Genomic DNA, 20,734 nt, shown 5'->3' on the forward strand with positions numbered 1-20,734 from the left:
ATTGACATTTTTTTGTGCATCAACTAATCTGAATGTATGGTTATTATTGAAAATCGGCACAAAGGTGTGCCGAATTAGAGGCAATGACGCCCTTTCCCTCATTATGGGAAAGGGCGTTTTCTATTTTCTTACATGAAGATGACATGGCGGGAGTGGAGGTGTTTCATGAGGAGAAAGAAGCTACTTGTCGTTGGCAATGGGATGGCGGGAATACGATGTGTTGAGGAAATCCTCAAGCTGGATCCGGAGCTCTTCGATATTACGATATTCGGTGCCGAACCTCGCCCTAACTACAATCGAATCCTCCTATCCAAAGTGCTTCAAGGTGAACATTCTCTCCAGGATATCATTCTGAACGATTGGTCCTGGTATGAGCTGCATGGCATTCGGCTGTTGGCAGGGGAGACCGTTTGTCATATCGATATCAAATCCCGCGCTGTCGAGACAGTCTCCGGTATACGGGAAACGTATGATGCGTTAATTCTGGCAACAGGCTCATCTCCCTACATTCCGCCTATAACCGGAGCGGATAAGGAAGGCGTCATTTCGTTTCGGACTGTGGACGACTGTACGAAAATGACCGAAATGTCCAAGATGTACACGAAGGCGGCAGTCATTGGCGGAGGCTTACTGGGATTGGAGGCTGCCCGCGGGCTTCTCCATCTCGGGATGGATACCCAAGTGGTTCATAATGCTCCTTATATCATGAACCGGCAGCTGGATCGAACGGCTTCGATGATGCTGCAGCGGGAACTTGAAGCTCAAGGGATGCAATTTAACTTGGCGAAGGACACCACGCGAATTGTTGGCCGCACGAGAGCGCAGGGTCTTCGGTTTATGGACGGGACGCGTCTAGATGCGGATGTAGTCGTTCTCGCTGTTGGGATCAAGCCCAATGTGGAGCTTGCCCAAAGAAGCGGCATTCGAACGCAGCGGGCGATTCTGGTGGATGACTTCATGAGAACGAGCGAGCCGAACATTTATGCCGTGGGAGAGTGCGCGGAACACCGAGGCGTAAGTTATGGTCTGGTCGCTCCTCTGTATGAGCAGGGGAAGGTGCTGGCCCGTGTCATCTGCGGCCGGGAGGCGGAGCCATATGGCGGGTCGATTCCCTACTCCCAGCTTAAAGTATCGGGCGTGGATGTATTCTCCGCCGGAGTGATATCAGGGGAAGGTGCTGAAACGGCCATTCAGCACTACGATGCCGTATGCGGCACATACAAAAAAGTGACCATGCGCAATGGCAGGGTTACGGGTGCTGTTCTGTTCGGAAATACGAATGAGGGGTCCTCGCTCCTGACATTGGTGCAGCAGGGTGCGGCTGTGTCAGAGCTTATACCTTCTGAAAGCAGCGGCCTCAGCGCAGCCGAATCCGCTGCAGAGGCGCTCCCGGAACATGAAACGGTTTGCGCTTGCAACGGCGTCAGCAAAGCGGCGATCATGGCGGCTATTACCGAACATCATCTGGAAAGCTCGGATGAAGTGAAGGAGCATACCAGGGCATCCGGTTCCTGCGGCGGCTGCCGGCCTATGGTGGACGCTCTTGTCAAATATATGCGAAGCGGCAAGAGGAAAGAGGGTTTGCATACGGAAGCCAGAACGCCAATCGAGGTTCCTGTATGTGATTGCACGGTGCTTGGTCCATCTTCATTGAAGCAAGCGGTGGTTCATGCCGTGTCTCAAGGCTGTCATTCCGTTCAGGATTTTATGTTACGTCAAGGTTGGAAGAAACCGGACGGTTGTGAGGTGTGCTGTCCAGCCTTACGATTTTATTTTGACATTGAAATGACGGGTGCAGTTCACCATGATGAGCGTAGCCAACCAATTAAAGCAAGTGCCGACGACGTTTTTTATAAGGGCTCAAGGTCCTATCAGGGGGTCAAGGTATGGGTGGGAGACACGGAAGGATCGAAGCCAGAGGCGGCAAGCATTCGTAAAATTGGGGAATGGCTTCGAACCGGCTGGCGAGAGGTGTCCCTTCCTTCCCCGGTGAGTGCAGGGGTGTCTGATTGCACAGCGTCGTCCGTCAGCATCCTGGTTCAGGGGATCGGAATTTCCGTTTCTCCCGCGGGCTGGGAGGTTTATCTCGGCGGACATGCGGCGCATCCTGTCCGTGAAGGGCAGTTGATCGGTGTTGCGGAGAGTGAGGAAGATGTCGTCCAGCTCGCAGCTGCTAGCTTGCAGTGGTACCGTCAGAACAGCATGTATGAGGAACCGCTGTGGAGGTGGGTGGAACGTACAGGCGTGACGGCGATCCGGGAGAATGTTCTTGACGATGATCTGCAAAGAGAACTTGCAGAACAGCTGTCTCGCTATGCATGGGAGGCGCAGGTCCGTTAAAGCAGAAGAATAATAGAAAGAGGTGGTCTCGTTATGCTTCAATCGGATCGTGCTGAAGCGACAGAAGCTGCTGCCGTGATCGAGACGCAATGTCCGTTCTGCAGTGTGCAGTGCAAGATGACGGTAACCGAGGGTGGGAACGGCATTCCGGGTCAGCGCCGGGCCGAATATAAGGTGGAAGGGGTACCGAACGCCGCATCGGAGGGCAGGGTATGCGTCAAAGGCATGCATGCGCATCAGCATGCAGTCCATTCGCAGCGTCTGACAAACCCGTTCATCCGTTCAAATGGTGAACTCGTCCCATGTTCGTGGGATGAAGCATTTGCTGTGGCCAGTCAGCATTTACAGGGGATATCAGAGCAGCATGGCCCTGATGCCAATGCCGTTTACGGCGGTGGATCGTTGACCAACGAAACGGCATATTTGCTCGGGAAATTTGCCCGAGTGGCGCTGGGAACCCGCCATATCGATTATAACGGCCGCTTCTGTATGTCTGCCGCTGCTTCTGCAGGGAGCAAAACCTTCGGGATTGACCGGGGGTTGACCTTCAGATTGGCTGATATTCCTCTGGCCCGCTGCATCGTGCTGGCCGGCACCAATATAGCGGAATGTCAGCCAACGCTGCTGCCTTACTTCAACCGGGCTAAGGAGAATGGGGCGAGGATCATTGTCATCGACCCGCGGAAAACAGCCACCGCCGCCATGGCCGATATGCATTTGCCGATCAGACCGGGAACGGATACCGTACTGGCGGATGTGATGCTTAAGATCATTATGGATGAAGGCTTTATCGATGAGTCCTTTATTCAAGCAAGGACGAACGGTTACGACGAGTTGAGCGTTTATTTGAACAGCCTCGATCTCTCGCAGGCTGCCGATATATGCGGATTGGAGCTGGGGCAAATCCGGGAGGCCGCTTTAGCCTTTGGCGAGGCGGATACTGGCATGGTGCTGACTGCGCGAGGGGTGGAGCAGCAGACGGATGGCCATCTTGCGGTTCGCCATTTTCTAAACCTGGTCTTGGCTACGGGTAAAATCGGGAGAGAGGGCTGCGGATACGGAGCCATCACCGGTCAGGGGAATGGACAAGGGGGAAGGGAGCATGGGCAGAAGGCCGATCAGTTGCCGGGTTACAGGTCGATCGAGAATGAAAAGGATCGGGCTTACGTTGCCTCCGTGTGGGGTGTGGAAGCTGCAAGCCTCCCCGGGAAAGGCGTCTCTGCCTATGAGATGATGGAGCTGATTCATCAGGGAGTGATTAAATCGCTCTTCGTGATGGGCTCCAATCCCATCGTATCGAATCCGAACGCCGGGCTTGTGGAGGAAGCTTTGAACAAACTTGATTTTCTGATGGTTGCCGACATGTTTATGTCCGAAACGGCCCAATTGGCCGATCTCGTTCTGCCAGTAACCTCCTACATGGAAAATGAAGGGACACTGACGAACCTGGAGGGACGCGTGCTTCTGAGAGAAGCAGGGCGTCAGGCGCCTGGCGAGGCGCGTCATGACTGGATGATTCTGTGCTCCATAGCAGACATGCTGGGGAAGGGGCATTATTTTCGCTTCAACGAGCCTGAAGAGGTCTTCAATGAGCTGAGGCTCGCGAGCAAGGGTGGAATTGCAGACTACTACGGTATAACCTATGACCGACTGCGCCGGGAGAAGGGAGTCTATTGGCCGTGCCCCTCGCCTGAAGAAGCTGGGGCGGGCCTTCTGTTTCAACAATCGTTTGCCCATCCAGACGGAAAGGCCGTGTTCTCTATAATGGAAGGGACTCCTTGGAAAGGGGTAACTGAGGAGTATTCGCTCATTCTGACCAATGGACGTGTTCTGTCCCACTATCTGACAGGGGTGCAGACCAGAAGGAGTCCTTCTTTGCTTGCGCGTGAGCTGGAAAATTTCGTGGAGATCCATCCGATTACCGCACAGCGTTACCGAATTCGGGACGGAGAGTGGGTAGAAGTTCAATCGGAGCATGGATATTTTACCGTGCGTGCCAGAATCAAAGACCAGATTCGAGAAGACACCCTGTTCGTGCCTATGCATTGGGGCGGCGTGCAGAATGTCAATCACGCGACCCGGCCGGAACTGGACCCGTTCTGTAAAATGCCCGGTTTTAAGACATCCGCTGTCCGGATTCGGCCTTTGAGGCGGGAGTGATGTCGAACCTTAAACCAATCCTTCATTTGCTTAATGAATATGGAAATCTATACCTCTGTGATCAGGATGTAGAAAGGATTCGACGAAGATCGGATCAAGTTAAGTGGTACCGCGAGAAGGAAAGCCAGTCGTCTCTTATAGAGAGGGCTGGTTTTTTATATTTATCGAAGGGAAGGGGCAGAGGGTTAACACGGATTAGCAGGAGCGGGATTAATTTGTTTGGAGGATATAGTATAAGCGGTTGGTCTGAAGCTATAGGTTGGGAATAAAAGTGCTTGCTAAAAAAGACCCGAATTACTGAAAGTGTGTTGGTGTTTGTGGTATACAATCCCTTGCCATGAACCCATTAATTCTAAAAATAGTTTATAGTCCAGCTAACAGACGGCTATTAGTCCATGCCTAAAACAAACGACTCACGTACACTGAACCATCTTTATAGGGAGGTGTCGTTGTTGAGTTATCTGGATAGAAAAATACGGTGTACAAGGAAAACTGTAAATATGTGCCCTCCGAAAGGAAAACGTCGTTCACGTGTTATTAAAAAAATAGTGCGGGTACAGTGTCCCCCGCCCGAAGGACGGGAATTACTTCAAGAACTTGCAGGAGCAATCGCGGAAGCTGGACCCCAAGGACTTGCAGGAGCACTTGGCCCCCAAGGACTTGCAGGGCTTGTAGGAGCGATTGGCGCACTAGGCCCTCAAGGAATTGCAGGAGCGCTAGGCCCCCAAGGATTAGCAGGGCTTGTAGGAGCGATTGGAACACTTGGACCTAGAGGACTTGCAGGAGCACTAGGGCCCCAAGGACTAGCAGGACTTGTAGGAGCGATTGGAGCACTTGGGCCTGAAGGACTTGCAGGAGCACTTGGCCCCCAAGGAATAGCAGGAATTGCAGGAGCAATTGGCGCAGCTGGACTGGCAGGACCAGCAGGCGCAACAGGTCCAGCGGGACCCGCAGGGCCGGCGGTTGGAGTATTAGGGTTTGCAGATTTTTTTGCCTTGATGCCACCTGATAATGCAGCTACTGTTGCTCCCAATACGGACGTAAGTTTCCCGCAAGATGGTCCAATCAGTGGGACGGAAATTACACGTATAAATGCGAGCGCATTTAACTTGGCGGAAATAGGGACTTATCAGGTTTTGTTTCAGGTAGGTGTAAACGAACCGGGCCAACTCATTTTAACACTCAATGGCGCTGACTTGGCTTATACGGTTGTCGGGCGTGCAACGGGTACTACTCAAGTAGTAGGAATGGCTCTTGTACAAACATCGGTCATTAATTCAGTCCTCACAGTTCGAAATCCTGCTGGCAATGCTGCGGCACTCACAATCACTCCATTAGCTGGAGGAACAAGGCCTGTTTCCGCACATCTTGTAATTACGCGAATTGCATAGAGGGTAAGAAATACAGTGTTTTTCGATAAAAATGCCCATATCAATTAGAGCCGCTCTCAATCTTCTTGCGGTACCATGACTTGGTACGGGGACATTGTGCGCCTGTGACATAAATATGTAGCGAATTTGCAGCGATCGCCTCTCTAGAAAATCATCGAATCGGCTATGAAAACAAATTCTTGTCTTTGTTGGCTAGCGATATAAGTTCTTGTCTCAGCTCGGGAGAAGAACTTATATCTATAAAACAAAAAAGCGGCCAAATGCTATTAGTAATGCATGTATGTTCCGTCGACAGCTTTACTTTTCTGATTTGTTTATACATCGTTTTGTTTTAATCCATGAGTCCATTGAGTTGCGTTATATCACATGACCGCGCGGTGGAAAATCAAGAAACCCGGTCCAGGACCGGGTTCTATTATGATCTAATTCAGCTGATCTTGGAGGGCTTTCGCCCACTGTTCATGAAGCTTTTCTTCGGAAAGATGGAAAATGTCATCATAGCCATCGGGCTTACGAATCAATTGATTTAACGGGCCCAGCCCGTATCTTTTGATGATGAACTCAACGATCAGATAGGAGAACTGAAATCCCGTTTTGCCGAAATCCCAGGAATCATCATTGAGCTCCTCGAAACTTGGAATCACCCGATTGCTGATGGCTTCCGAAGTCGTGCTTCGAATGAAATCTTCGGACATTTGCTGCGCTTCGTACCCGCCGATTCCCTGACGGATCCATTTGGGTGCAAGGGGGTTGATGTCGCTGATCAACCACATGGTATACAAGTGCAGGGTGGACCGAAGGATCGATTGATACGTATGCTCGGGACCCGGGTTTAAGGGTGAGACGATTTTCAACGTGTTGTTATCGAACGTGCCCATGAACCAATCAGGTGCATCCGATTCGTTAACGGCTTGATGGAATGTCGGCTGATCGGGATAGATTTCAATTACGATTTTGCTTGATGGCTGATGGTTATATTTTGCTGCAATCTGTTCAACATTGTTCTTCAGTTCTTGAAACAGGTCCTGATGCACGTTGCTCTGTTGATGACTTGCTTCACTTTTGCTTTCAAAAGATATCAAATCCAGAATTGACATAATGGTGATGTCACCCCATTCTTTTAATTCTTTCTTTAGCTTCTCCAAGGACCGGTACAATCGATTTTTCACCGCACTCTCGCGCATGCCCACGATCCTGGATATTTCCGTCAACGTACAATCCACAAAAAATCGTAACGATATAATCTGCTGATCAAGCTCACTCAGCCGCTTAAGTGCCGCGCTAATATCAATCCGGATATCTACATATCCGGCAAAATCAAGGGAGACGGACTGTGATTCATAACTTGTAAAGTCATAAGGCATCTCTTGTTTACGTGATATACTTCGATATTCATTTTTAACCGTGTTCTGGGCGATCTTGAAAATCCAGGTGAACAGACTCGAATTCCCGTTAAACTTATCGAAGTTCTCCATAGCCCTTAAGAACACTTGTTGTGTTAAGTCATCTGCAGCCATCGGATTCACTTTCAGTGCGAGATAATGGCGAATCCTCGGGCGGTATTCATCATACACATCTTCAAATGTGCGTGTGGTTCCCTGGTTATCCGGATAAACAGGGAGAATGTCATGAGCTCTTGACATGGATAAGAACCTCCTCTTGACCTTACAAATCATTAGACACCGAAGAGAGGCAAAAAGCCACATTCGACAGAAATAATTTTCTGCTCATTTTAGATATGGAGACCGGGCCTTGTAAATCTAGGTTATTGACGCATTTATATCAATCCTCCTATAAAGGCACAAGAATGAAAGACGGCTCTGCATATGATGTCTACATGATGAATAGGGAAGCGAGGTGATCCTAGTATGTCATCGAAACGCGCCAGGAAGTCCAGAGCCGCTTCGAAGTCGAGACCTCCCCAGCATTGGGTAGGTCAACCGGTCGTGGTCGTTCTGAAGGACGGCAGCTACTATATCGGAGAACTGAATCAGATTCAAGGCCGGGAAGTGACGCTGTCTGGACTTCGTGCTAACCAAAAAATGCCGGCTTCGATTGCACGGAGCGGGGATAAAGCGCAGATTTCCGGATTTTTAAGCGATTTGTTTGGAGGTCCTCCAAGCGCTCCGGCAGTCGAAGGGGCTGAGGAGAGAGAAGGAGTTGCGGCTGTAGGCGGTTTAGGCTTTTTGGGACAAATCATCCCTCATATTAAACTGGGCATGAATGTAATAAAAACCATTATGCCGTTAATGGGAATGTTAAAAATATAACGTTGCTGCAGCCTATCACGAAACGAAGAAAAAGAAGCTTGAAGGTTTTTTCAAGCTTCTTTTTTGTATGAGTTATGATTCCGCCATAACCATCGAACCATTATATGGCCATGGCACGCTGAATAATTGATTTGGCTTCCAGCGCAATGGCTTCATCCTTTTCGTCGATGGCCTGCATGAATATTAACATGGGGATATAGACGGCGATCATTCGTGCCAGAATCTTCGTTTCTTCGTCCACTTCGCCATAGATATCATAGAAATCCGCTCTGGAGGCCGGCGGCAGGTAGCTGTAAACGATGCTCAGGTCACAGGCAGGATGGCCAATGTTGACGTCGCCCCAATCAATAATCCCCGAAAGCTTGCCGTCATCATCGACTAACATGTTTTTAAAATGGAGATCCCCGTGAATTAGAACATGTCGATGCCTCGCCTGATCCAAATGGATGCCCCGCAAATAGTCCTCGATCTCATGTAACTCCTCTTGCGTTATATATTGGGTAAGATTGGAGAGGAAATTCAGCATTTTGTCTTTGCGGCCGGCGATATCGGCCAGATTACGCTGGTCAGACAATACACCCGCTTGCTGCGCTATTTCCACGGGAAAAGCATGCAGGCGCTTCAGGAAGCGGGCGAGCGTTGCCGCTGACTGCATCCGCGCTTCATCCGAAATTCCGATCGGGAATTTACCGGGAAGATAAGTATATCCTAGAAAAGGAGCAGGATAATCTTCACTTTCTTTTCCGAAGAAGAGGGGTTTCGCATAAGGCACCGTTATGTAATGTTCAAGCTTGGGCAGGATTTTTGCTTCGGCATTTAGTAAAGATATGGCTATCTTTCTACGAGGAATCATCTCCCACGCGATAAACGGTGTTGTCCCATCCGTTGTCAATTTCCTGGACCTTGAGGGTGGACAATTGGGGGAATTGACGAGTAAGCAATAACCGGACTAACGGCTCGGCCACTTCCCATTCGGCATCCCATAGGTTTTGTCCCATGAGGACCTTCACCTCCATAATGAATTTCTCGTATGATGAATCGGATGTTATCAAGTTTAACGGAAGCGCTCGTACAGGGCAATTGAAAGGATAACTATAGTTGAAATCCACCTGCGAATGTGTGCATCTGAATCATAGTGATTCCTTTCACAATAACAATATTGTATAGTAGAAGAGAGATAAAAGTCACTTGAAGACATCTATAACACAATAATTCGACGAAATGAAGGGATAAGAGTGCCATATTTACGCTTTAAAGGATTCTCCGAAGTCTTTCTTGAAGAAATAACGCCACAGGTCGTTGATGAATTCGCGGGGATTGTCCAAATTCCGCAGGAAATTGTGAAGATCGAACTGCTTCCTTATCAGATCATTACGAATACGCCGCTATCCGTGGAAATTCTTATGTTCCAGAGATCTCAGGAAATTCATGATGCTGTTGCAGCCCGCATTCACGATATCTTGTCAGAACACGGGTACCGGAACGTACATATTTTCTTCGTGATTCTTAAGCGGAATCTTTATTATAAAGAAGGCAGGCCGTTAGAATAAAATAAGATCTGGTTAACGGCAAACAAGGATGCAGAAGATGCATCCTTGTTTTTTTATATGTGGCAAAACAGGCTCAATGTTTCTTGGCTGATATGAGCATCTTGTCATGAATGATGGATTTTATAACTTATCTGCACGATCGTTATGATAAAGTGAAAGAGTGCACCAAGATTTATAAGAAGGTTGATAGGAGGACGCATGGATCGTTTACAAAACATGTTGAAGGATTATTACGGCTTGGAGCATACCGTCGTTGTACCCCAAAAGGGTGGTTGGGCAGCGCTGGCTTATAAAGTGCAGAGTGATGGACATACCTATTTCCTGAAAGTATATGAGAAAAGCCGTGCATCTACTCCCAAGTGGACGGCGCTAATTGATGATTACGTGCCTGTACTGTTGTGGCTTGAGGAGCATAGTCGTTTAAAGGGCAAGATTCCTGTTCCGATTCTCACAAAAGACGGCCGCTATCAATGCGAGGATGACGAAGGAATTTATCTGTTGTATGAATATATCGCCGGGGATACAATCGCCGATACCAAGCTGACGAAGGATCAAGTGAGACAATTGGCAGAGATGATCGCAGAGCTCCATCGTTATGGGGAAGAGGTTCCTCTGGTAACAAGTGCGATGAAAGAAAGCTTTACGGTTCCGTTTCTTGAGCAGCTAAGGAGCACACTGGACAGGGAGTTGCCGTATTATCTCGGGAAAGTGCTGCTTCATCATATCGATAGCTTGAAGAATTTAATGCTTAAAATTGAAGAGCTGTCCGAAGCGCTGAAGAAGCGTGATCTGCGAATGGCATTATGCCATACCGACGTACATGGATGGAACCTGATGTCTACGGGGCAGCAACTGAAGCTGATTGATTGGGAGGGACTGAAGCTTGCACCGGTCGAAGCCGATATGATGTCGTTTGTGGGTGAGCCCTATTTTTCAGAATTCATGAGAATTTATGCGAATACGCACAGCCAGTATGAGGTGAACATCGAAGCGTTGACATTTTATCAAGGGAGACGCAAGCTGGAGGATGTCTGGGAATTCATGGAGCAGCTCCTCTACGATACTCAGGCTGACGCGGATCGAAAAGCGACCCTCAACCATTTGAAAAAAGAGCTGGAGGGAATTACGCTGTAAGTCCAAAGCTTGGGTCTCAACATGTAAAAAAGCCAACCAGTAGTGTTCCGGACATCTACCAGGAGGCTTTTCCTTGATTGTTTTATTCCAATGTTTCACATTACATATTTGGCAAGCAACCAACAGAGCAGAGCCATAAACCAGGAGACAAAACCGAAAATCATCACGATTTTGTTCTCGCTCCAGCCGTATTTAAGACTGAAGTGGAAATGGATAGGTGCCATTCGGAACAGACGCAGCTTGGTGCGTTTATAGTACCATACCTGCAGGATGACCGAGAGCTGCTCGGCCAAATAGATGATGAACAGAAGCGGAATCAGAATTTCAACCTTCTCGATAACCGCCAAGAATGAAAGGGAGCCGCCAATGGCGAGAGATCCCGTATCGCCCATGAAAGCCCGGGCTGGATGAATATTGTAGAGCAGCAAGCCGAGCAGGCAGCCGACCATGACCAGCGAGAACATTTGCACTTCCGGTTTGTCGGAGATTAAAAAGAAGAAAAAATAAGTAGGTATAGCTACATTGATTAACAGTCCGTCCAATCCGTCGGTAAAGTTAATGGCATTCGCCGAACCCACAATGAATAACAGCATGATAATGACGTACACGCTTACCGGCAAATGGAGCTGGAACCCGTTGAAGAGTCGGATATCGCTTGTCAGTGAAAAGGAATGGAACAGTATATACAGTAACGCGCCGGTAAACAGGAACTGAAATATTAGCTTCATGCGACCGGAGATTCCGGATGGGTCCTGCCACGCAGCTTTTTTGAAGTCATCCATAAACCCGATCGAGCTGAACAAGAGGAAGGTCGAGCATAAAAAAACGGTTAGCGGCGTAGGTTGAAATTGCAGTGAAATGGCAACGCCTATCAGCAATATAAGACCTGCCATTAACGGCGTCCCGCGTTTGGCCTGATGATCGGGAGGCAATTCACTCCGGATTGGCTGCGTAAGCTTTAACGTGCGCAATCCCCAGATAAGCAGCGGGGTGAACAGTGTCACCAGCAAGAACGATAGTCCGGATACGCCCAGAATTCCATTCATCTTATACACATCTCTTTCTATCGATTTCGTGTTAGTACATTGTATTTCGATGAAATGGACAAATATTCCTTCTGATTTACGAAGTTAGCAAAAAGAGTAACGCATCCTATTCTCGACGGAGAGACGCTACTCTTTTAATATTCTAGAATTGATAGGGGCCGTTAATGGATAATCGTAATACCATAGCCGTCATTTCCTGTGGAGTATAGGGATATCCCTTCAACATCCACCACAAGATGGTCTCGTGAAACGCACCCGTCATAAAGTTGATGACCACTTCGGATGGCACACTGATCTCGGCGCCCGTCTCAACGGATGCTTCAAGCCCAACCTTTACAAAATGGTAGAGCGTGGCTTTGAAATAACGTGTGAATGGCGTGTCCGGATGGATTAAAATGAAGGCTTCGTAAAACTGCCGATTCTCCAGCACATGGTTGAATAAAGCGACCATATTGGAGGGCAGTTCATCATAATCAACCTCTTGAAGGGATATTTTTTTCTCGATCACGATACGGCGTTCCAAATCTTCCATTGTCTCCTTGGACATAACCTCCATTAACTCGGCTACGCTGCTAAAATGCTTGTAAAAAGTAGGCCGTGTCACTTGTGCCTCGGCACATAGATCCGTAATGGATATGGGATCGATTCGGGAAGCCATCATGTGAAGGAGAGCGTTTTTTATTTTTTGCAGGGTTCTGATTTCTCTCGGATCTAACTCGGGTTTCATGACGATAGGTCCACTCCTTCGCAGTTCCACAATATGTATCTCTCTATTATACAAAATTCCATCATGTATTGAATCTGGGTAGGAAGCTTGAAGTAAGGTCAGATATGAGGTAGCCATTGCTACCTTGATTATGGTTTAATCTAAATAATGACTACAACAATTTTAATCCCCTAAACGTAATAATATTGAATTGAATGCGGTTAGATCATAAAGGATGAACAGCACCGAAAGTATCGGGAGCTTACAACGTCGATGACGGCGATTGTGAGCTCTTTTTACTTTCCAATAATTAGGTTGCTGCTATAATGAGGGGGTGGGAACGTGAGTATATGGGTGTCTCGGAATGATGAAGGTTCCTTATATGTTCGTTTTAAGTATGATGAACAAATGGTGATGAAGATTCGAGAAATTCCAGGAAGGAAATGGATCCGTGATAAAAAGGTCTGGATGATTCCATTTACAATCGAATCGATTCAACAGTTGCATACACTTTTTGAAGGACCGAAGATTTATGTTGATAGCATGTTGATGGAAGAGTGCAGCTTGTTTACCAATGAAGTTCATATGCAGGATCACATTCCAATCTATTCATAGAATGAGTCGATAAAAAGGTCTTTCGTTCATGCACTGCAGCTTCGAGGTTATAGTAAAAAAACGATAAAAGCTTATTGTAGTCAAGTCCATCGATTTCTTACTTTTGCACAGCAGCAAAATAATGGGTTGGATCTCGAGAAAATGATTCAGAGTTATTCATTACACTTACTTCATAGGAAATGTTCCCATTCCTATGTTAATCAAGCGCTAAGCGCGATCAAATTCTATGCTCAAAAAGTATTATTGCTTGAGGAAACAGTCTCTTATGTTCGCCCTAAGAAAGAAAAGAAGTTGCCGAATGTTCTATCGATGAACGAAGTGATGTTGATCTTAAAAGCACTCCATAATTTAAAACATCGTGCGATCCTATACCTTACCTATTCCTCAGGATTACGGGTAGGGGAAGTGGTCCGGATGAAAACTCAAGACATTGATTTCGAGCGAAAAACGCTTCGAGTTTCTCAAGGCAAAGGTCGAAAGGATCGTCTTACCCTATTAAACGATACAGCTATGGATATTGTTCAACCGTATTTACAACAAGAAAAGCCCGAGAAATGGATGTTCCCAGGTCAACACCCAGAGCGACATATAACTGAACGAACGGTTCAAAAAGTGTTCGAACAAGCACGTACTGCCTCTGGAATCCAGAAAAAGGTTAGTATTCACGACTTACGCCATTCATTCGCTACACATCTATTGGAAGGTGGAATTGACATTCGCTTCATTCAAGAGTTGCTCGGTCATCAAAGTGTACGCACCACCGAAAGGTACACACATGTGAGTGTGAAGGACATAAGAAGGATTAAAAGTCCGTTAGATCAATTGGAAGAGGAGTCGTAAACTTGGTTGTTGAAGGTGTGTTCACGAAGTTCGTGAACACCTCAAGAGATGATATTTTGCGAAGTACGTGAATAAGACGTTATCTGAAATAACTATAAAACATTAAGAGGATTGAATTATATGTGGCCGAGTATTATCGGGTGGTCTTTATCTGCCTTAATAGCAATTGTTGGTTGGTGGATAGCTATAACTAATTTGAATAAACAGCATAGAAGAAATCTTGAATTAGATAAACAAAAGTTTATTCGTGAAATGCAAATTAAAACTGCTGATGAAGCCATAAATTTACTTGCAAAATCAAGAGACTCACTTGGAGAATTGAATTTATATTTAATTCTATTGCCTGGTGATTTGCGAACAAAATACGCAGTGAGTTTTGATATTCATAATAGTCGTTGGGATAAGCCAAATGAGCAAGTTTTAAAATTGTGGGATAAATCCTCTAAGTCAATTCTTGAATTCACCTATTTTTTTGAATCGAGAGAAGTTGTACTTAATAAATTTGTAGGAATGAAGGACATATATTTAGAACAGCTAAGTGAAATAAGAGAAGTGATAGGTAGGTATAGTGAGTATTTAGGTAGGATTTATTATTCAAGATATTTAAACGGGATAGTGCTTTCAGAAGAAGAACTGATAGATCTTGAGAATAAAACGAAAGAATTTAACGAGTATATTTTTGACTTTTTAAGCTACGTACATGATTTTATAATCGAACTACAAAATGCTTTTTTGAGTGAGACATTTGGATATTCAATTCCTGTTAGACACCCAACAGACCCTAAATATAAGGTGCTAAAAGCAAAATAATAGATATGTGGGATTAATCAAGAAGAAAGTTACTTCAGATAACATAATATTCACGCTGCGGACATACGTCCTTGGTCCGGCATTCGCCGGACACCCAGCATATGCTGGGTCGTGAATACAGAAACGTTATAGGAAATCAACGAATATAAAAACATTATCTAAATTATAGGAGAACATTATGAAAATCACTATGGAAATGAGCGAAGCCGCTTATGAAATAGCTAAGAAGGTATACTTAGGGCGTATTACAAGAACTGAAGGGAAAATAGAAATTAATAAGATTACAGGAATGAATGGAGGATCAGCACAAGCGTTTATAACCATATTTCTTGCGATGATGAATGGAGAAGTATACAAAAGAGCATTTAATAATGAAACCAATAAGTTTTTGTTTGAAAGTATAAAGAAAGATTTTGGGAAAGAATTTCTTACAAAAGCTTTAAAAGCATCTCAAAAGCATGTCAATTATTATTCAACATTAGGCAAAGGAAATCTATCAGGTCTCCAAAGAATAATAAATGAAATGAAATCTTAAAGTGTTTAGCAATTTCGAAGCAGTAGTTGACATCCTATAATATAATATTCAAGCTGCGGCTCCTTAGGGGAGCCTTGGTCTGCTGATAATATTTCTGCAGACACATCTGACTACGTCAGACGTCATGAATACGGGATCGTTAAGCGAAATTCTTATGAAATACAAAAAGACCCAAAACAAACAGGGGAAAAGATAAAGGAGAATTGATAATGCCCGAAAAATCTAAAGACTTTTATGTCTCAAAATTCCCAGAAGAAATGATTAAAAATGCAATCAATTTAATTAGTGGAGATAGTTCATCGGTTTCTCAAAAATACATAATAAAATATTCAGATGAGACTTGGACATATGAATCAATTAATGAATTTCTGGCAGAATACAGAAAGGATATAAAGGGAGCAGAAATTAGATACTCGAATACGTCAAATAAAATATTTATTTTCTTTTATAAGGAAGGAATAACACATATATCTTTTTCATCAACTAACAGAGATGAAATAATTGATGTATTTGAAGTTTTTGAAAGTAAATATGATAAATATAAAATAAAACCCGAATTAGTTGAAAAAAATAACGAAAAGGTAATAAAGAATAGAATAAAAATATTTCTAGGACATGGGCGAAGTACACAATGGCGTGATTTAAAAGATCACTTACAGGATAAACACGGATATAAAGTTATTGCTTATGAGACTGGTGCTAGAGCAGGCTATACTATTTCAGAAGTATTAAGTGAACTAAGTGCATCAGCCAATATTGCTTTTTTAGTTCATACTGCAGAAGATCAAGACAAAAATGAGTTATTTCATGCAAGGGAAAATGTTATTCATGAGACAGGTTTATTCCAAGGAGTTCTCGGATTAAAACGTGCAATAATATTATTAGAAGAAGGAACACAAGAATATACCAATATTTCAGGAGTGCAACAAATTAGATACACAAAGGGCAATATAAAAGAAGTTTTTGGCGAAGTTCTAGCTATTATTAGAAGAGAATTCAATGAAGAAAATGATGAGGATATTAAATAGATATGAGTTGTTATTTCAACGAAGTCAAGAACTTCGCTTAACATTATATTCGCGCTGCGGGCCGACTGACGTCGTCCCTTGGTCCGCCCGAAGCGATTGGCAAAGTAGCAATTTCAGGCGGACAACCCTGCACTGGCTAAGTCCGTTGGACCCGGCGATTTTGTTCCTTAAGCCAGTGAGAGTTCGTGAATACGGGAACGTTATAAGAAATTGGCGCTAAATAAGGGAGAAACATGAGCAATTGTTAGTGAACACCGATAAAGATTTTAATGAATTAAATGAAGAGAAGAATGAAGTAACTGAGAATATAAACTAATCTGTTAAGGGTAGACTGGAAGGCGCCAACATCTTATAACATAATATTCAAGCAGCGGCTCCTTCGGAGCCTTGGTCTGCTGGATGGATTTCGAAGAAGTATTTCAGCAGACACATCCAACTTCGTCGGACGTCTTGAACACACAAACGTTATAAGAAATCCCCGCACGCCATTAAAAACAAGAGGTGCAAAATGAGAACGTTTGATGGTAAGGCAACTAGTGAATTAAGGAATAGGAATTACTCTTTTTGGCTTAGTTATGATGTTACATGCCATGAAATTTGTGCTTTTAAACATGAGTTCAATCAAACAGAACCAATAATCGTTAGACTTCTTCAATATTATTTAGGGGATGGGCCAACTGACACGGTGATTTTTTGGGGACCAAGATATAAAGGAAAGAATAATCGCAATCAAGAATTGGATGTAACCATTGAAATTGCTAATGAAATATGTTTTGGAATATCTATTAAATCTCGTTTTAGTGGAGGTTATTTAGAACCAAACGATTTAAGCTTATCTTTATTACAAGACTATAAACACCAAATTAATAAATTTGAAGTTAGAGGTTCAATAAATGATGTTCTTCAAGACATGGCTAGAATTAAGAACATCAAGGATACTTCCAATGGCTTTAAAACAGTAACAATACTTTTCGATAAACCACATCAATTGAAATGGGTTAATGAGATGAAATCTTTATTTAAAGATCATGACTACTTATTTTTAAAGGGAAATAACAATAAATTTTTCGATGAATTAGAAAGGGGTCTACCAGAAATAAAGAAATATAAGGTAATTTAGTTGTTTCAAGAAGGCAGGGACATCTTATAACAAAGTATTCACGCATCGGGCATTCGCCCTTCGGTCCGCCAAGAAACGGATCGAGTTGAGGCCGATCCAGGCGGACACATCCGCTCCGACTAACCGCATCGCGGCCGGCTCCTGGAGGAGCCTTAAGTCGGTGGGACGTCGTGGATACAGTAACGTTAGCTGAAATACGATGCTCTTTGATTATGGGGTGAATTTAATGAAGGAAGAATGTATAAACATACAGATCAAAGTTCATAGGGCAACTAAAACTGATAGTCAAAGTATACTTGATCTTTGGAAAGGGTCTGCTAGATGGATTCAATCTAAAGGGATTAATCAATGGAATCCGGATCATTTTAATATTAATCAAGTTCATGAATGCTTCGATAGCGGATTTGAATTTTATTTAGCACGAATGAACGGAGAAGTAGTAGGAACCTTATATATCTGTTGGTCAGATCCGATTCTATGGGAAGAACTTGACAATAACAATTCCGGATATATCCATAGATTCGCGGTAAGTAGAGCTAATATCGGGAGTGGAATAGGCAGACACTTAATTAATTGGGCTGAAGTATATATTAGAAACTCAGGTAAAAACATAAGACTCGATTGTATGGCTGAGAATGCTAGATTAAATCGATATTATATTGATATGGGATACAAGCATATTAGATACATAGAATGGGAGAATGGTTGGAAGATCAATTTATATGAGAAGTACTAATTTGGGGGCAACTCAGGGTACTTCAGCTAACATTATATTCACGTGGTGGGCCGACTTTCGTCATCCCTTGGTCCACATTGGCTATTGGCAGGGAATGAGCAAGGCGGACAACCCTGCGAGGCTAACTGCGCAAGCGCAGCCGCCCTACGGGCTTAAGTCGGTGGGACGTCGTGAATACGGAACCGTTATGCGTAATTACTGCTTAAAGGAGAAGAGATTTTGAATTACTTATCTATCTTCCAGATGCCGAAACCTGTAAATGTAAGTGGCAGAATATCGAGCATCACTAATTCTTTTGTGAATGGAATCATACCTTGTATTTCTCCTACAGAAAATGAAATTAAAGAATGTCTTCAAATACTAGGATTAGATCCATTAGATCTTAGGTGTTCTTACTGCAACGATAAATCAACAGAATGGGATCACTTTAGACCACTAATTATGAATAAAAAGCCAACAGGGTACATATCGGACATCTATAATTTAGTCCCTTCATGTGGTAAATGTAATCAATCTAAAGGAAATAAACCATGGAAATCTTGGATTGTAAGTAGTGCAAAACTTTCACCAAAATCAAGAGGCATTCAAAATATCGAAGAAAGAATTAAAAAATTAGAACAATTTGAATACTGGAAAGCAGTAAAACCAATTATATTTGAAGAACTAGTTGATAAAGAACTCTGGGAAAAGCATTGGGAAAATAATAAGCGTCTCAATGAATTAATGAAAGAAAGCCAAGAAATATCAAATAAGATTCAAATTCAGTTAAAGAAAAGATACAACTCTATAGTAGCTCGAGGAAGGCAGTAACAACGCATAACACAATGTTCACACTTTGGGCCGTTCGACCCTCGGTCCGGCAGAAGTTAGATGTGGATTCGGAGAGGGATTTCAGCAGCAGGGAAGTATTTCAGCCGGACACATACAACTCCCTAACCGCGTCGAGGTCGCCCTTCGGGCTTAATGGAGTTGGACGTCGTGAACACGAGAACGTTATGCGAAACCTCCGGTTTTGATTAAAAACACCGATACATCGCATATAATGAGACATAAATTAGATTAATAAGAACTCGAAAACGAACAAGTTACTTTTGATTCGGCAGGATCTAGTTATGGACTGAGCGATAGGCTCCTAGGGATGACGAACGCTGGTATAAATTCAAAACTGTCTTATTGATGTATCTGGAATACAGAGGGGATATAGTTCACATAATTTCTTTACAAAAAAAGAGGTAATAAAATGAAAAAATATTGGGACTACAGGATCGTAAAAAAGGACTGGAAAAACGGTCTGATTTCTTATGATATTTATGAAGTTTATTATGAGAATGACAAGCCTGATTCATGGATTTGGGGTAAAAATGTACTTAGCGGTGACAGCAAAGAACACTTAGAGGAGAGGTTGATTTCTATAAATAAGGCATTTGAAAAACCAGTACTTGAAGTAGTGGGAGATGATGAAAAACTAATTGAAGAAAGGGAATGAAAAGGATAATTTTCTACTCAAGTAATGCGAAAAGAAGGATACTAAATTGAAAAAGATAAAAGACATATTTGTGTAAGCAGATCGAGGATGTCGGAGGCATCGGATAACAAAGTATTCACGCTGCGGGTCAGCTAGCCGCCCCTTGGTCCGCCAGGGAGATTGACAGGGAAGTTGGATCAGGCGGATACATCCGCACCGACTACCGCATTGCGGCCGGCTCCTGAGAGCCTTAAGTCGATGGGACGTCGTGAAGACCGAAACGTTATATGCAATAGCTGGAAAGCCGATTTAAAGGAGATATAATATGACCTTTGATAAATTTATAAATGATTATTTTCCTAATCTGATTTTGAGACCACCACTTTTCTATAATTGGAATGTTGGTATTCGATTTGAACTTGCTGATCCAAATTTATATGATCTGGATACGATTCATTACATGGAGCAGGTCTATAGTAGAGCAACTGATTTATTTAGGGCACTGTTCATGAAAGATGATGATATTTTTATTATTACCAATGCCTTATTCGCTTATAGATATAAATATCAGGTTAAGAAGTTAAAACTTTATAGTAGAAACATTAAGAACAAACGTATTAAAAAATCTAAAACTCACTATTATTCCGGATGTTTTTGTCGAGGGTGATGAAGAGCCTGAAGAAGAAAATAATACGTATGTATCGATATATAATAAATTGTAAAGCAAGTGATGTAGACTATCTAAATTTACTCAAAGCTATTTGCAACCAAGATGTAGGAATAAAACCTTCAATTCATCATGATGTTTTTTTCATCAACATTAACAAAGGTGTTATTTTTCATATTTATGATGATCGTGGATGTGATGTGATTTCAAGCTCAATCTTAGAGTTAAAGGATATATACACCAAGTTCAATAAATGGATCTTAGACTATGATAGAGAAGCAATAAAAAGGACATTTGAAGGAAAATTCTAAGAAGGCAGCC

General features: G+C 43.7%; 21 protein-coding genes and 1 pseudogene. 18 read left to right on the forward strand and 4 right to left on the reverse strand.

The genetic code is table 11. The annotated features are described in order from the left end of the window. Positions 1 to 165: 165 nt before the first annotated feature. The 3 genes from nirB (at position 166) to ACPV3A_RS26155 (ending at position 5,891) form a co-directional block, all read left to right on the forward strand. Positions 166 to 2,340 carry a nitrite reductase large subunit NirB gene (gene nirB / locus ACPV3A_RS26145; RefSeq protein WP_426202164.1) on the forward strand — a complete coding sequence of 725 codons (2,175 nt, stop codon included), beginning with the start codon at positions 166 to 168 and terminating at the stop codon, positions 2,338 to 2,340. A 33-nt stretch (positions 2,341 to 2,373) separates the two neighbouring features. Continuing rightward, a complete protein-coding gene (gene nasC / locus ACPV3A_RS26150; RefSeq protein WP_426202166.1) occupies positions 2,374 to 4,500 on the forward strand; it encodes an assimilatory nitrate reductase catalytic subunit NasC in 2,127 nt (708 codons plus the stop codon). Between the two features lie 500 nt (positions 4,501 to 5,000). Beyond that, positions 5,001 to 5,891 (forward strand): collagen-like protein, encoded by an 891-nt coding sequence (locus ACPV3A_RS26155; RefSeq protein ID WP_426202168.1) that lies wholly within the window; start codon positions 5,001 to 5,003, stop codon positions 5,889 to 5,891. Positions 5,892 to 6,313: 422 nt separating this feature from the next. On the opposite strand, the gene ACPV3A_RS26160 is transcribed toward ACPV3A_RS26155, so the two are convergent. Next, positions 6,314 to 7,534 carry an RNA polymerase sigma factor gene (locus ACPV3A_RS26160; RefSeq protein WP_426202170.1) on the reverse strand — a complete coding sequence of 407 codons (1,221 nt, stop codon included), beginning with the start codon at positions 7,532 to 7,534 and terminating at the stop codon, positions 6,314 to 6,316. A 225-nt stretch (positions 7,535 to 7,759) separates the two neighbouring features. On the opposite strand from ACPV3A_RS26160, the gene ACPV3A_RS26165 reads away from it, so the two are divergent. Beyond that, entirely contained in the window at positions 7,760 to 8,161 is a 402-nt protein-coding gene (locus ACPV3A_RS26165) for a hypothetical protein (protein WP_194542164.1), read from the forward strand. Positions 8,162 to 8,261: 100 nt separating this feature from the next. Here the strand turns inward: ACPV3A_RS26165 and ACPV3A_RS26170 are convergent. Continuing rightward, positions 8,262 to 9,159, reverse strand: a pseudogene (locus tag ACPV3A_RS26170) (phosphotransferase). Between the two features lie 237 nt (positions 9,160 to 9,396). Between ACPV3A_RS26170 and ACPV3A_RS26175 the strand changes: the two are divergent. Further along, a complete protein-coding gene (locus ACPV3A_RS26175) occupies positions 9,397 to 9,711 on the forward strand; it encodes a DUF1904 family protein (protein WP_071224307.1) in 315 nt (104 codons plus the stop codon). A gap of 198 nt (positions 9,712 to 9,909) precedes the next feature. Next, on the forward strand, positions 9,910 to 10,845 hold the full coding sequence (locus ACPV3A_RS26180) for an aminoglycoside phosphotransferase family protein (RefSeq protein ID WP_426202172.1): 936 nt from the start codon (positions 9,910 to 9,912) through the stop codon (positions 10,843 to 10,845). Between the two features lie 95 nt (positions 10,846 to 10,940). Here the strand turns inward: ACPV3A_RS26180 and mraY are convergent, their stop codons facing one another. Then, entirely contained in the window at positions 10,941 to 11,891 is a 951-nt protein-coding gene (gene mraY, locus ACPV3A_RS26185) for a phospho-N-acetylmuramoyl-pentapeptide-transferase (protein WP_426202175.1), read from the reverse strand. A gap of 142 nt (positions 11,892 to 12,033) precedes the next feature. Then, complete coding sequence (locus ACPV3A_RS26190; RefSeq protein WP_426202178.1) at positions 12,034 to 12,618, reverse strand: TetR/AcrR family transcriptional regulator C-terminal domain-containing protein; 585 nt, start codon at positions 12,616 to 12,618, stop codon at positions 12,034 to 12,036. Positions 12,619 to 12,939: 321 nt separating this feature from the next. On the opposite strand from ACPV3A_RS26190, the gene ACPV3A_RS26195 reads away from it, so the two are divergent. From ACPV3A_RS26195 to ACPV3A_RS26250, 12 genes are all read left to right on the forward strand, one after another. Continuing rightward, positions 12,940 to 13,212 carry a hypothetical protein gene (locus tag ACPV3A_RS26195; protein ID WP_426202180.1) on the forward strand — a complete coding sequence of 91 codons (273 nt, stop codon included), beginning with the start codon at positions 12,940 to 12,942 and terminating at the stop codon, positions 13,210 to 13,212. A gap of 9 nt (positions 13,213 to 13,221) precedes the next feature. Further along, positions 13,222 to 14,052, forward strand: coding sequence for a site-specific tyrosine recombinase/integron integrase (xerA, locus tag ACPV3A_RS26200; protein ID WP_426202246.1), 831 nt, complete (start codon positions 13,222 to 13,224; stop codon positions 14,050 to 14,052). Between the two features lie 120 nt (positions 14,053 to 14,172). Beyond that, the gene (locus ACPV3A_RS26205; RefSeq protein ID WP_426202182.1) at positions 14,173 to 14,862 is read left to right on the forward strand and encodes a hypothetical protein; all 690 of its coding nucleotides are present in this window, start codon (positions 14,173 to 14,175) and stop codon (positions 14,860 to 14,862) included. A gap of 178 nt (positions 14,863 to 15,040) precedes the next feature. After that, entirely contained in the window at positions 15,041 to 15,397 is a 357-nt protein-coding gene (locus tag ACPV3A_RS26210) for a hypothetical protein (RefSeq protein ID WP_426202184.1), read from the forward strand. 209 nt (positions 15,398 to 15,606) lie between these two features. Beyond that, the gene (locus ACPV3A_RS26215) at positions 15,607 to 16,425 is read left to right on the forward strand and encodes a TIR domain-containing protein (RefSeq protein ID WP_426202186.1); all 819 of its coding nucleotides are present in this window, start codon (positions 15,607 to 15,609) and stop codon (positions 16,423 to 16,425) included. A 508-nt stretch (positions 16,426 to 16,933) separates the two neighbouring features. Further along, positions 16,934 to 17,545, forward strand: coding sequence for a hypothetical protein (locus tag ACPV3A_RS26220; RefSeq protein WP_426202188.1), 612 nt, complete (start codon positions 16,934 to 16,936; stop codon positions 17,543 to 17,545). 226 nt (positions 17,546 to 17,771) lie between these two features. Continuing rightward, on the forward strand, positions 17,772 to 18,281 hold the full coding sequence (locus ACPV3A_RS26225) for a GNAT family N-acetyltransferase (RefSeq protein ID WP_426202190.1): 510 nt from the start codon (positions 17,772 to 17,774) through the stop codon (positions 18,279 to 18,281). Continuing rightward, a complete protein-coding gene (locus ACPV3A_RS26230) occupies positions 18,268 to 18,504 on the forward strand; it encodes a hypothetical protein (protein WP_426202191.1) in 237 nt (78 codons plus the stop codon). The genes ACPV3A_RS26225 and ACPV3A_RS26230 overlap by 14 nt, the downstream gene beginning before the upstream one ends. Next, positions 18,501 to 19,091, forward strand: coding sequence for an HNH endonuclease (locus ACPV3A_RS26235; protein ID WP_426202193.1), 591 nt, complete (start codon positions 18,501 to 18,503; stop codon positions 19,089 to 19,091). Before ACPV3A_RS26230 ends, ACPV3A_RS26235 begins: the two co-directional genes overlap by 4 nt. A gap of 430 nt (positions 19,092 to 19,521) precedes the next feature. After that, entirely contained in the window at positions 19,522 to 19,767 is a 246-nt protein-coding gene (locus tag ACPV3A_RS26240) for a hypothetical protein (protein ID WP_426202195.1), read from the forward strand. A gap of 304 nt (positions 19,768 to 20,071) precedes the next feature. Then, a complete protein-coding gene (locus ACPV3A_RS26245; protein ID WP_426202197.1) occupies positions 20,072 to 20,413 on the forward strand; it encodes a DUF3885 domain-containing protein in 342 nt (113 codons plus the stop codon). Between the two features lie 29 nt (positions 20,414 to 20,442). Continuing rightward, the gene (locus ACPV3A_RS26250; RefSeq protein ID WP_426202199.1) at positions 20,443 to 20,724 is read left to right on the forward strand and encodes a DUF3885 domain-containing protein; all 282 of its coding nucleotides are present in this window, start codon (positions 20,443 to 20,445) and stop codon (positions 20,722 to 20,724) included. Positions 20,725 to 20,734 lie beyond the last annotated feature (10 nt).

The organism is Paenibacillus sp. Dod16, assembly GCF_049893405.1.
GTDB lineage: Bacteria > Bacillota > Bacilli > Paenibacillales > Paenibacillaceae > Paenibacillus_AQ.

Excerpts from the sequence above, each read along its gene's own strand:
- nirB (WP_426202164.1), top strand. The coding sequence starts at position 166 with ATGAGGAGAAAGAAGCTACTTGTCGTTGGCAATGGGATGGCGGGAATA.
- nasC (WP_426202166.1), top strand. The coding sequence starts at position 2,374 with ATGCTTCAATCGGATCGTGCTGAAGCGACAGAAGCTGCTGCCGTGATC.
- ACPV3A_RS26155 (WP_426202168.1), top strand. The coding sequence starts at position 5,001 with ATGTGCCCTCCGAAAGGAAAACGTCGTTCACGTGTTATTAAAAAAATA.
- ACPV3A_RS26160 (WP_426202170.1), bottom strand. The coding sequence starts at position 7,534 with ATGTCAAGAGCTCATGACATTCTCCCTGTTTATCCGGATAACCAGGGA.
- ACPV3A_RS26165 (WP_194542164.1), top strand. The coding sequence starts at position 7,760 with ATGTCATCGAAACGCGCCAGGAAGTCCAGAGCCGCTTCGAAGTCGAGA.
- ACPV3A_RS26180 (WP_426202172.1), top strand. The coding sequence starts at position 9,910 with ATGGATCGTTTACAAAACATGTTGAAGGATTATTACGGCTTGGAGCAT.
- mraY (WP_426202175.1), bottom strand. The coding sequence starts at position 11,891 with ATGAATGGAATTCTGGGCGTATCCGGACTATCGTTCTTGCTGGTGACA.
- ACPV3A_RS26190 (WP_426202178.1), bottom strand. The coding sequence starts at position 12,618 with ATGAAACCCGAGTTAGATCCGAGAGAAATCAGAACCCTGCAAAAAATA.
- ACPV3A_RS26205 (WP_426202182.1), top strand. The coding sequence starts at position 14,173 with ATGTGGCCGAGTATTATCGGGTGGTCTTTATCTGCCTTAATAGCAATT.
- ACPV3A_RS26210 (WP_426202184.1), top strand. The coding sequence starts at position 15,041 with ATGAAAATCACTATGGAAATGAGCGAAGCCGCTTATGAAATAGCTAAG.
- ACPV3A_RS26215 (WP_426202186.1), top strand. The coding sequence starts at position 15,607 with ATGCCCGAAAAATCTAAAGACTTTTATGTCTCAAAATTCCCAGAAGAA.
- ACPV3A_RS26220 (WP_426202188.1), top strand. The coding sequence starts at position 16,934 with ATGAGAACGTTTGATGGTAAGGCAACTAGTGAATTAAGGAATAGGAAT.
- ACPV3A_RS26225 (WP_426202190.1), top strand. The coding sequence starts at position 17,772 with ATGAAGGAAGAATGTATAAACATACAGATCAAAGTTCATAGGGCAACT.
- ACPV3A_RS26230 (WP_426202191.1), top strand. The coding sequence starts at position 18,268 with ATGAGAAGTACTAATTTGGGGGCAACTCAGGGTACTTCAGCTAACATT.
- ACPV3A_RS26240 (WP_426202195.1), top strand. The coding sequence starts at position 19,522 with ATGAAAAAATATTGGGACTACAGGATCGTAAAAAAGGACTGGAAAAAC.
- ACPV3A_RS26245 (WP_426202197.1), top strand. The coding sequence starts at position 20,072 with ATGACCTTTGATAAATTTATAAATGATTATTTTCCTAATCTGATTTTG.
- ACPV3A_RS26250 (WP_426202199.1), top strand. The coding sequence starts at position 20,443 with ATGTATCGATATATAATAAATTGTAAAGCAAGTGATGTAGACTATCTA.